This is a genomic window from Sorangium sp. So ce119, assembly GCF_051524405.1.
Lineage (GTDB): Bacteria > Myxococcota_A > Polyangia > Polyangiales > Polyangiaceae > Sorangium > Sorangium cellulosum_G.
Window position 1 is genome coordinate 8,895,486 of record NZ_CP150310.1, and the last position, 11,861, is coordinate 8,907,346.

Annotated in this window: 5 protein-coding genes; 2 read left to right on the forward strand and 3 right to left on the reverse strand. The window is 64.7% G+C overall.

The features are described from left to right. Positions 1-699 precede the first annotated feature (699 nt). On the reverse strand, positions 700-6,324 hold the full coding sequence (locus WME76_RS33635; protein WP_437956320.1) for an OST-HTH/LOTUS domain-containing protein: 5,625 nt from the start codon (positions 6,322-6,324) through the stop codon (positions 700-702). A gap of 633 nt (positions 6,325-6,957) precedes the next feature. Continuing rightward, positions 6,958-8,640 carry an RNA repair transcriptional activator RtcR gene (gene rtcR / locus WME76_RS33640; RefSeq protein ID WP_437956321.1) on the reverse strand — a complete coding sequence of 561 codons (1,683 nt, stop codon included), beginning with the start codon at positions 8,638-8,640 and terminating at the stop codon, positions 6,958-6,960. 193 nt (positions 8,641-8,833) lie between these two features. Here rtcR and WME76_RS33645 point away from each other — a divergent pair, with 193 nt between their 5' ends. Together WME76_RS33645 and rtcA are read left to right on the forward strand one after the other, a co-directional pair. After that, complete coding sequence (locus tag WME76_RS33645) at positions 8,834-10,060, forward strand: RtcB family protein (RefSeq protein WP_437956322.1); 1,227 nt, start codon at positions 8,834-8,836, stop codon at positions 10,058-10,060. Between the two features lie 49 nt (positions 10,061-10,109). Beyond that, the gene (gene rtcA / locus WME76_RS33650; RefSeq protein ID WP_437956323.1) at positions 10,110-11,129 is read left to right on the forward strand and encodes an RNA 3'-terminal phosphate cyclase; all 1,020 of its coding nucleotides are present in this window, start codon (positions 10,110-10,112) and stop codon (positions 11,127-11,129) included. Between the two features lie 167 nt (positions 11,130-11,296). On the opposite strand, the gene WME76_RS33655 is transcribed toward rtcA, so the two are convergent. Beyond that, positions 11,297-11,755 carry a response regulator gene (locus WME76_RS33655; RefSeq protein WP_437956324.1) on the reverse strand — a complete coding sequence of 153 codons (459 nt, stop codon included), beginning with the start codon at positions 11,753-11,755 and terminating at the stop codon, positions 11,297-11,299. Between the last annotated feature and the right edge of the window lie 106 nt (positions 11,756-11,861).

The following is an 11,861-nucleotide window of genomic DNA, read 5'->3' on the forward strand; positions in this document are numbered from 1 at the left end:
ATGGGCGATCGCGGTGATCACGATGGCGTGATCTGCGTAATCACGCTGGGCGGTCCCCGCAACGGATCGGAGATGCGCAGGCTTCGGCACGGGTCAGGTCCATTCTCCGCCCTCTCATCACGGATTTCCAGGGGCAGCTTGTCTCACCCGACATTGGCACAGAGGGATCTTTCTTTTAAAGGCGTCTGAGTACTCTCTCACCTCAAGGCCTGTCTCCGCTCCCCGGAACTGGTAACCTGATCCTCTGTAAGCGGATCAGACCAGACGACAACTTCTCTGACACGAGCGGCTCGGCCCATTCCGCTCTTGTCGCCATCGACTCCTCCTTCGTCGCCATGGGAACAGGTAGCCGTCGACGCACAGGGAATCACGATGGCGTTGCCTGAGCGGTTACGCACGGACCACTCAGGAGATAGCCATCACGAACAGGGATCGAGATGGGGGGGAAACTCCACTTCTGGGAGGGCGCGATAATAGCTGGGCCCTTGTCTGCATCATGTAGACGTGGCAACCAGGTTTTCGAGGACAGCGCACAGGCCATACTACCTGCTTCGACAGGTTTAGTCGCCAACCGAGTTAACGGGTACGGCCCCCGGGCCCTGTTTCAGCGCCTGGTCCGGGCACGCCATCATACTGGGCCAGTTTATGCGACCGTCCGGCGTCCTGGCCCGACGGCGCAGAGGCCTTCGGCGATTCGCGTCATTTCTGTTGTTGTGGTCCGAAAGACCTAGGCGCGTGGTGGCTACGCCACCGGACCATGCGTCCGGTGCCGTCGTCGACGATCTCGATCTCAGGTATCGTTTGGAGAAATCTGGACAAAGTCGCGTAGCCCAGCCGCTCAACCAATTTTCCCTCACCCGGAAACCGCTCCGTGAGGAGGTGACCCAGCCGCGTCGCCGGGAGCACGCCCCCAGGCGCCTCGTGGATCAACTTCCGAGTTGCATCTGTCACCTCAGCGCACAGCGCCTTCCGGTCGAAAGACGACCCATCCGCCGTTGCAAGGCATGGCGCCTGACTCACCTCCGGCGCTGCCGTGTCCGGTGCTGCAGGCGCATCTACTTCTGCCCGCAGTCCGCTGTCGTCACGCCCTGGCGTCGCTGCGGCAAAGTCAGGCTTCGTAGCTGTGTGCTTCATGCTTTGCGCTTTACCTGCCTCACGCAGAGGATTTCTTGTCCGGTTGCCCTGGGCCTTATCGACCTGCGCATTGGCTCCCGAGGCCACAGCTTTCGAGGTAGCGCGCTGACGCTGCTTCGCGTGATCCATCGGCCAAGTCTTCTGTGGCAAGCGCCCAAACGCTGGCGCTACCCTTTCTCGCGAGCGCACGACGAGGTTCGGGTGCTTGCCAGCTACGGAGACACCGGGAATGGAATTTAAAAACGCAGAAATCTTAACCACGCCGAGCCTTTCGACAAGCGAACGGCCGGGAAACTCACGCTCTAGCGCCATCTTCACGTCTTTGAGAGCAAGGCTTTGCTCCGGTGCCTCTCTCAGCAACTGTCGAACCAATTCTTCGGCCGCTTCCTTTAGTTCGCCTCCTTCGATCTGTCGCCCCTCCCCTACGACGCGTACGCCGATCGCGAAAGACGATGCGTCACGGCTCTCCGGTATAAACTCGACCTCTGCGCCAGGGGCGATCCTATCCCGATGTTCAGCCACAACGGCCGTGAGATAAAAATGATAATCGTGCTTTGAGCCGTCGTTGATGAAGCCGTATGAGCACCGTCCTTCACGGTGGATTGCGACAACCTTTCCACGTACTCTGAAGTGTCCGGCCATGGAGGGCGGCACCCGACGGGCAGTTGGAGAGCTAACAAACAACTCGCTTCCATCTTGGTCGATTTGATAGGCAGCATCGGATGGTAGCAGGTCCCTCAGTTCGGGCAGCCCGAGCGACTTGAGAAGGCCATCTACACCGAAAGCGGCCTCCGCACGGGCTTCTACTTCGGAGAGGGCCACGCTCACCCCCAGACCTGTCTTGGCCGCAATCACGTCAGAGATGAACTCTCTCACTCGCTCCGCTCGTAGCTCTCGGACGCGCAACTCCTTCAGCTCGTCGCTCACGGTGAGCGGAGGAGGAACAACGAGCTGCACTTGAGGCTCCGACCCGCCGGGGCGAATCCTGTCGCCGTGCTCGAGCCATCCGGGCCGAGTCCTCCACGCCCGCGGGCCCTCAGGGCTGAAACCCAAGAAGAAGTTCACCGGCTTGTTCTCGTCCTTGCCGGGGAAGAAATCCTTACCGGGAACGAAGAACACGCGGACCTTGCCATCGATGACGATATGCGCAGCCTGGGGACCGTGGATATGCTCGTCAATTACGCCGTTGATGGGACGCAACGCTCCCGTCTCGCTCCAGAAGTTGTCGCTCCGACTCCAAGCACCGAGGTCGGAGCTGGACACCAGCGGGCAACCGTTAGGCACGTGGCCAAGCCACTGCGGCGATGCAGTCCTCCTGCCATATACGAGGTTTCGGCATCTTTCAAGGGCCCGCTCCATTTCCGCCGTTTCATTGGTGCGACCGGTGAACCACAGAAGGAAGTACAAGACGTATAAATAATAGTGAGCCCTCCATGAGGGGAACCGCTTCGCCCAGAGGCCGAGGCGGCCTAACGCCTCATCAAGGTCGAATTCAGGCAGCAGCTTGTAAGCCTCGAACCACAGATGATAATCCTCATCGCGCGAGGACGGCGCGCTCAGGTTCAGCTCCATCAGCTCCATAATGCGCCGGAGCTCCGCCTGTTGCATCATGCTCCACTTGCGGCCGTTTCTGCTCAGATACGCGTTGGCGAGTGCCCGCCGGCTCGCGGCGTTGACCGTTCCTTGCGCGTGAGCCAGCTCCCAGATGGCGATGACGTCATCGATGTTCCCGTACAACCTCTGCAGGTCCGCCAAGCACTCCGTCAGGTAGGAATCATTTCGATCCAGCGTGCCGTACAGATTTGCAGCATCGTCCAGCAGACGCTGCGCGGCGGCGATATTTTCGAAAACCCAACCCGACGCTTCACTATCAATTCGTGCGATATTGTCCACGCCGGAGGCCATCTTAAGTTGTTGCGCTATCTCCAGAATCATCTGAACGTGCGTGATATATCCGTAGATATTCTCCGGACTTGCCGCACGCGTCTTCTCGAACATCTCGGTGGCACGCGTAAACAGATCGGTAACATCGCGAAGGAGCTCCGCGGTACTCACCTTCTTACTAGCCTTCATCCGGTCTCGGATGCGCGCGCGCAGAACCAGGCCGTACGTGTGATAATGAATATAGTCATCTGGCGATAGGCGGATAGCCTGCTGCAGATACTCTTCGGCCTTGTCGATATCGTGACGAATTCGATAAATTTGATGACGTCCTAAATGATTAAAGAAGTGCGCTTCACTCGGACAGTGCTCGGCCAATGTCTTGAGGACTCGATGCCCCAGTTTTCGGTCGATCGCATCGATCTCCTCGATGAGCGGTGAAAAGCTCATCCGGTCCTCTGCGCCGCTCTCGCCGCCGCCTTGTCGTTCAACGAAGAGCTGGCGAAAGAGGTCGCGTACGCTCTGCGCGTCGGGATGGACGAGCGATGTCACCTCGCGGATGAAATGCACCGCCAGTTCGGCGAGATCAAGCCGCCACTCGTCATGGGCACCGCCGCTGAGCGCCGCGAGCGTCTCCTCAGCGAGGATCTGATGCATAAGGCGCAGGCGCTCCTGACGGCGGGTCACGAGGCGAGCTGGGCCCTCGGGGAGGAGGTCTGCGACGGAGAGCTTCGAGTTTTCGGAGACGCCCATCAGCTGGCGAAATATTCCTTCGTGCAGGCCTGCATCAGAGTAGATGGTGACCAAGGCTAGATACTGCAGCACTTCTCGTGCGCGGCCACGGACACCGTGAATATGGGAGGCGATGTAACGCTCAATCGGCTGAAAGTCACGTTCGAAGACGATGAGTCCATAGAAGAACGGCGAACGGTAGCGGCTGAGGTTGTCATCAAGCGTGATGCGCTCCAGCTCCTTTCGACGCCGCTGCTCGTCGCAGAGACTCACGTAGCTGTCATAAAAAGACTTCGCCTCGTCCCGATGCATTGGGTCCGGAAGGCAGAGACAATCTTCCTCTGGCCGGTTGATCACACGTCGGACGTATAGCAGGACGACGCGACAATTTCGCTGGGACAGCTCGCGGTACAAGTCCTCCCTCGCCGACTCGGTCAGGACCGCTGCATCTGCGACGAGAAGCACGGGCCTTTCTGCCAGGTTATAGAGACTCTGCAGACGCGTCGTGAGAGCGGCGGACCATGTGCGCAACACGGCCGTGGGATGTTCACGGTGCAGGTCCCAGGCGGCGCGCAGAGCGGTCGTCGTCCCACCAGCGCCAGGCATATGGTAGAGAACCACCGTCTGGTTTCGTGATTCTGACAGCTTCTCACGGAGCGTGGAGACGAGCCGATCGTGGAGCGATCGCTCGATGTCGACGCCCTCTCGAAAATCTTCCCAGGTAGGCGGCCGACCGCGCCAGAAGGAGTCTCGATCTTCCTTCGTCGTAGCGGCCCCCGACATATCCTCGATCACGCGGGAGTGCATTACCTCGAGGTTTTCCTCAAAGGATCGGAGCACGTCCAGCGGGATACGTCGCAGAATCCCATTCGCGCCTGGAAGCTGCGGCGCCTCGCCGGGCACGCTCACGCCAAAAAGGCTCTCGAGGTGGCCCACACAGGCGGCCACATCGAGGGGAATGTGTTTGTGCTTTATCCTCTCGGAGAGAGGGCTTGGGCCGAGGACGATCGTGCGCACGCGCCCTCTCGTCATCTCGTCGAATGCGCTGACAACCTCGGCCACCCGTTCCATCGGCCCGTCGAGGCTCGCCCCGGGCAAGACCAGAACGTACAGAGGATCTGGCTTGACTGCATCCTCGAGCGATCTAACGAGGAGACGAATGAGATGCATGTTGTCATAACGCCACGTGTTGAAGTCGGTCGGCCCCTCCCTCTTGAGTGCCCACCCGGCAGACATCATCCATGCAGTCCCGCGAGAGAAGTCGCTGGGGATGAGCGCACGGCTGAATGTGTGCACGCTCCGTCGAGCTTCAAGCAATGGAGCCGCGTGGCGATGAAGCCCCTTTTCGTCGGAGTAAGGGTCAAGATCGATCACGACCGACCACGGGAGCTGTCCGAGGGCGCGTAGGCTCGGCGATTCACCAAGAGCTTCGGCCACCAGCACGAATCGCCCAGCCTTGATAGAGAACCCCTCCACGGTGTCCCAAAACTCTTTCCACAGAGCCTGATCGACGGCCGTGCCCGTCGCCGCCGAGACTGGACTCCTCTCCTCACGTGCAGCCCATACGGAAGGCTCATGACGCTCGAGGTAGATGCGCGCGGCCCACGCGGCGTAATAGAGCGCCAACGAACGCTGGGGATCGCTCAGAGGCTTGTTAGCCCAGTTGAGTCCGGCTGCCACTCGGGTCAAAAGGAGCTGACGGTTCAGGTCGTCTGCGCGCCGTCCGTGCTGGTCATCCACCCACTTCTCCATCACCGCTCGCATTCGCCCTAAACAATCCTTGAGCCATGCAGCGCCCGGAGGAATGATGGAGTCGCGCCCAGGAGCGTCTAAATCTTCGAGGAGTGTCGCGAGCGACGCAGGGTCCGAATCTCGCAAGCACTCTAATATCTGTGCGACCTCCATGTACGCTTGGTCGTAGCCAGCGAGCCCCTCGCGTGACAGACCGAAGTCGATGACCCAGTAAGGGTTCTGCTCCGGGCGGTGGCGATGGACGAAGATGTTTCCCGCGTGCAGATCCCCATGAAGCAGTGCCGGTAGGGAGTGCTGTTCGCCCCACGATTGCTCTTTCGCCAGCTTATAGAGAGACAGCGGATTCACGACCACGCGCTTGGCGAACATGCCCAGCAGGTGCTGGCCGAGCTTGTTCTCGATAAAGTCGTGAAGCCGCGGAGCCCTCGATCTCACCAGCCGGTAGTCAAGCAAGGCTTCAAGCAACTCGTGGGGTCGACACAACCGCGCCGGCTCCCGAGCCACCCAGTGAATCAAAAGGTCACCGGTAAGCTTCTTGCATACGCGGAGAAAGTGGTCACTCTCTCTTCCAGACGCCGATATGTACGAATCCATACTACGACCAGCAATTTCAAGGAGCATCGCTGTCCCGGCCGCAGGACCGGTTGCGGTGAAGTGCCGTACAAGGCGCGGCACGTGCACAGAAGCAAACTCCTCCGCTCGGGCGACCGCCCGTAGGTGGGCGGTGATTTCATCCTCTTGATCCTCCCACTTCGGCGGAGGGATGAGCTTGAGGATGTATTGGCCACTCTCGAGCGTTTTTGCGCCACGCACATCAACCTTCAAGACCGCGGCTCCTGAATACCCCGGTGTCAGCCGCTTGAAGTGGGTGGTCGCTCCAGGCGCCCACACATCGAACGCCGCCTCAGCCAAAGCACGAAGGGGATTGCACTCGCGTGGGAAGGATTGCATGTGGTGACCAGGCCAATACTCTACCAGCGGCGGTCTGACGGAGGCAAGCGCGGACGTGCGGCGTCTTGCTTCCTTGAGCACTAGGATTGGCCCCCCGAAGGCTGCGGAGTGGAGGCGGTCCACCCGGGACAGATAAGTCATTGAAATATCATCATTTTCCGGGAAGGCCACCGGAGCGCACAGAGAGCCTTCTGTCATCCGCAACGAGCGGCGCTTCGCCCTTACCCCCGGGTCGGCGCCGTTCCATCAGATGCCGACCCAGCGCGACACTGCCAGATCCGCCATGGTGGTCGCGGCCGCGTCCGAAGGCGGCCAGCAGGGCCCGCGATGGTTATGCCGGAAGAGGATCCAGTCACCGTACCCAGCGAAGCCATCAACTCTGTGTCCTCTGAGCCTCGATGGCTTCGTTCTCTCATGAGATCAGGGACGAGCTTGGGGAGGCAGCCCGCCTTGCTCTCGGCCACCCACGATTTCCCGTCAAGATAGTTCGACCGTGCGCTCCCCTCCCTACCCGCCCTCCCCCACCAGCGCGCTCCAGTCGATGTCGAAGCGCGCCAGGTACTTCCGCAGCCGGTCCGCGTCGTTCACGCTCTTCTTCTTCGCCCTCGACGCCGCGAACAGCACCCTTCCTGCCTCTGACAGCGACCGCGCGCCCTTCAGCACCCGCAGCACCTCGGCGAGCTGCACCCGGTCGAACGGGTCGAGCGCCGCCGCCCGGCGCGCGCCGAGCACCGCGACCACGACGTCCTCCCCGTCACTCGCCTCCCTGCCCCCGTCCCTCCCCTCCCCCACCCCTCCGCCCGCGCCCGCCGCGCTCCCCGCGCCCCCCGCCGCCGCCCCCCGCCGCCACGCCTCGCTCAGCCGCTCGATCTCCTCCGCCACGATCTCCACCCCGATGCGCCCCCCCGGCGCGAGCGTCGCCATCCGCGTCACCGCCGCGTTGAAGTCTCTGAAATTCCCCGGCCACACCGCCTCCCGCGACGTGGCGAACCGGAGGAACCGCGCGCGCGCGTCGCGGCTCATCGTGATCCGCACGCCGAGCAGCCGCGCCGAGGCGTCGAGCTCGTACTCGAGGTTCGGCTCGATGTCCTCGACCCGCTCGCGCAACCCCGGCAGCCGGAAGGTCCACAGGTTGATCCTCGCCAGCAGGTCTTCCCGGAAGCGCCCCGCCGCGACCTCCAGCGACAGATCCCGGTTCGTGCCGGCCAGCAGCTGGAACTCGCTACGTACCTCCCGATCCGACCCGACCGGCAGAAACGCCTTCTCCTCGATCGCCCGCAGCAGCATCGCCTGCTCGTCCGCGCCGAGCTCGCCAATCTCGTCGAGGAACAGCACCCCCTCGTGCGCCTTGCGGAGCAGCCCGGGCCGGTCCTTCAGCGCCCCCGTGAACGAGCCCCTCTCGTGGCCGAACAGCGCCGACATGGCACCATCGCCGCGGATCGTCGCGCAGTTCAGATCCACGAAGTCGCCGCTCACCTGCCGGCGCCCCTTCTTGAGGTCGTAGATCTTCCGCGCGAGCTGCGACTTCCCGGCGCCCGTCGGGCCCATGAGCAGGATCGGCGCCCGCGACGCGATCGCCACGTGCTCGATCCGCTCGATCAGCTTGTTGTACGCCGCGTTGCGCGTCTCGATACCGCTCTTCAAGAACGACACCCCCTCGCGCTGCTCCTTCTGGAAGCGCGAGGCGATGCGGTCGTACTTCGAGAGGTCGAGATCGATGATCGTGAACGACCCGGCCGCGAGCTCCGCGCGGTCGCGCTTCGGCGGCGACGTCTGGATGAGGCGGCCGGGGAAGTATCGCGACTCCGTGAGCAGGAACAGGCAGATCTGCGCGACGTGCGTGCCCGTCGTGATGTGGAGGAGGTAATCCTCCCGGTCCGGCGCGAACGGGTACGCCTTCGCGAAATCGTGGAGCGCCCCGTACACCGCCTCGAAATCCCACGGATCGTCCACATCGACGACGTGACCGCGGATCTCCGTCTCCGGCGACACGTGCCGCACGTCCTTCATCACCGTCTCGGCCAGGTGCTCGAACCGGCGCTGGTAGAGCAGCTCGAACCGGTCGACGAGCAGGTCCTCGTGCTGGCAGAGCGCCACGCTCGGACGCCAGCGCGACCAGCGCTCCGTCGTCTTGCCGGTGTCCAGCGTGGGGCCGAGCATGCCGAGGATCACCGTGGGTTTGCGGGTCATAGATGGATCTCTAGTCGCTTTATACAGGAAGATAAGACCCGTGGCCACCCGGCCTAAACCCGGCCGAGATCGCCGGGATTCCAGGTGGCACGCGCCGTGCGATACGCCCTGGCACACCGGAACCCAACGCAACCAGCGCGACCCAGCACCGCGCGCGAGCCGGACGGCTCGGCCCCCCCTCGGAGAACCAGCCATGGAGCGAAGCTACAACGTCATTCCCACGGACTCGGGCGTTCCCATCAAGGCGTGGACGGTCGGCGTGCCGTTCGAGGCCGCCGCGGAGAAGCAGCTCAAGAACCTCGCGGCGCTGCCGTTCGTCCACAAGTGGATCGCCGTGATGCCCGACGCGCACCAGGGCATCGGCGCGACCGTGGGGAGCGTCGTCGCGACCCACGGCGCGGTCATCCCGGCGGCCGTCGGCGTCGACATCGGCTGCGGGATGATGGCCGCGCGCACGAGCCTCCGCGCGTCCGAGCTCCCGGACTCGCTGCGCGGGCTCCGCACCGCCATCGAGGGCGCGGTGCCGCACGGCCGCACCGACAACGGCGGGAAGAACGACCGCGGCGCGTGGCGCGCGCCGCCCCAGGCCCAGCAGGACGCGTGGGCCGCGCTCGAGCCGCGGTACAAGCAGATCGTCGAGAAGCACCCGCGCCTCGGCCGCGGCTCGGCCATCGAGCACCTCGGCACGCTCGGGACCGGGAACCACTTCATCGAGCTCTGCCTCGACGAGGAAGACCACGTCTGGGTGATGCTCCACAGCGGGTCGCGCGGCGTCGGCAACCGCGTCGGGAGCTACTTCATCGAGCTCGCCAAGGAGGAGATGCGGCGCTTCTTCGTCAACCTGCCCGACGCGAACCTCGCGTACCTGCCCGACGGGACGAGGCACTTCCACGACTACATGCAGGCCGTGTCGTGGGCGCAGGACTTCGCGGCCGTCAACCGGGAGCTGATGATGGCGCAGGTGGTGCGCGCGCTCCGCGCGTCCGGCGAGCTGCCGCCCTTCGACGCGGCCGTGGAGGCGGTGAACTGCCACCACAACTACGTGGCGCGCGAGCACCACTACGGGAAGGACGTCCTCGTGACGCGCAAGGGCGCCGTGCGCGCGCGGGCAGGCGACCTCGGGATCATCCCGGGCAGCATGGGCGCGCGCTCGTTCATCGTCCGCGGGCTCGGCAACGCGGAGAGCTTCTGCAGCTCGAGCCACGGCGCGGGGCGCGTCATGTCGCGCACCGAGGCGCGGCGCCGCTTCAGCGTCGCGGAGCACGAGGCCGCGACCGCCGGCGTCGAGTGCCGCAAGGACGAGGACGTGATCGACGAGACGCCCGCGGCTTACAAGCCGATCGACGACGTGATGCGGGCGCAGAAGGACCTCGTGGAGATCGTCCACACCCTGCGACAGGTCGTCTGCGTGAAGGGGTGAGCCGCGGCCCGCGGTCGTGGTATCGCTCATCGAGGGAGAGTCGACTGCCATGCTGACCATCGATGGATCCGTCGGAGAGGGAGGAGGCCAGATCCTCCGCACGACGCTCAGCCTCTCGCTGATCACGCAGACGCCCGTCCGGATCACCTCGATCCGCAAGGGCCGCGCGCGCCCCGGCCTGATGCGGCAGCACCTCACCTCGGTGCAGGCCGCCGCCCAGATCGGCCGCGCCGAGGTGTCGGGCGCCGCGATCGGATCGCAGGAGATCGTGTTCAGGCCGAGCGCGATCGCGCCCGGCGAGCACACGTTCCGGGTCGGCAGCGCAGGGAGCACGATGCTCGTGCTGCAGACAGTCCTCCCCGCGCTGCTCCGCGCGCCCGCGCCGTCGACGCTCACGCTCGAGGGCGGCACGCACAACCCGATGGCGCCGCCGTTCGACTTCCTGGAGCTCGCCTATCTGCCGCTCGTGCGCAGGATGGGGCCGGACATCACCGCGACGCTCGTGACGCCCGGCTTCTACCCGGCCGGCGGCGGGCTGGCCCGGGTCTCGGTCGCGCCCGCGCCGTCGCTCGCGCCGCTCACGCTGCTCTCGCGCGGGGAGATCCGCGGCCGGAGGGCCGTGGCCACCGTGTCGAACCTCCCGAGCTCCGTGGCGATGCGCGAGCTCGAGGCGGCGGCGGCGGTGCTCGGCTGGGAGCCGGCGTGCTTCAAGCCGCGCGTGCTGACGGGCGGGCACGGGCCGGGCAACGTGCTCACGATCGCCGTCGAGAGCGAGCACGTGACCGAGGTCTTCACCGGCTTCGGCGAGAAGGGCGTGCGCGCGGAGACGGTCGCCACCAAGGTCGCCGAGGAGGCGCGCGACTACATCGCGGCCGGCGTCCCGGTGGGCGAATACCTGGCCGATCAGCTCCTCCTGCTGATCGCCCTCGCGGGGCGCGGCGCCTTCCGGACCGTGCGCCCGTCGTCGCACACGACGACCCACCTGCAATTGCTCCGGGACCTCCTCGGGATCCGCGCCTCGGTCGAGCAGGTCTCGGAAGAGGCGTGGCACATCGAGATCGAGCGCTGAGCGCGGGACGGCTCGACAGAACGCGTGAGTCGCCGCAGCGCGACGTGCCCTGTCCCGGCGCCATGCAGACGGGCAGGATCGCGATCAGCGACCGCGAGATCCACGACGGCAGAGATCGCGGCGTGCACCTGAAGCCCCGAAGCTCGCTCGGGACAGAGGCTTCCTTGTCAACCGGGCTTGCCGCCGCGCTTGCGCATCGCGCGCACGGCGGCCGCCGCGATGCTCGAGGGCAGCGGCGCGCCGCCCATCGCGATCCGGCGGACGCCGTCGATGATCTCCTCGAGCTTCGAGGTCTTGACGAGATGCCCCTGCGCCCCCGCGCGGAGCGCCTCGGCGACGCGGGACTCGTCGCCGTAGCCGCTCAGCACGAGGAGCGTCGCCTGCGGCAACTGCGCCCTCAGCGCTCCGACGAGCTCGATGCCGTCCCGGTCCGGAATGTCGAGGTCGACGAGCACGACGTCGGGCTTGCAGCTCGCCGTCTCGCCCAAGGCGTCGGCCGCCGTCCCGGCCTGGCCCACGACGACGATGTCGGGCTCGTCCGAGAGCGCTCGAGCGAAGCCTTCGCGAACGATCGGGTGATCGTCGATGAGATAAACGCGCAGCACGCTGGCAGGGGTTTCCGCCATGATGACCCCAGGGGAGCTGGAGCGTCCTTCAAACCACGATTCGATGCCCATGAGCAGCACAAGTCAAGCTGCTCGGGTCGTCTTCGGAGGGACCTCGCAGAGGGCA

Bases quoted from the DNA above. Each gene is read 5' to 3' on its own strand.
- rtcR (WP_437956321.1), bottom strand. From the start codon at position 8,640: ATGACCCGCAAACCCACGGTGATCCTCGGCATGCTCGGCCCCACGCTG.
- WME76_RS33645 (WP_437956322.1), top strand. From the start codon at position 8,834: ATGGAGCGAAGCTACAACGTCATTCCCACGGACTCGGGCGTTCCCATC.
- rtcA (WP_437956323.1), top strand. From the start codon at position 10,110: ATGCTGACCATCGATGGATCCGTCGGAGAGGGAGGAGGCCAGATCCTC.
- WME76_RS33655 (WP_437956324.1), bottom strand. From the start codon at position 11,755: ATGGCGGAAACCCCTGCCAGCGTGCTGCGCGTTTATCTCATCGACGAT.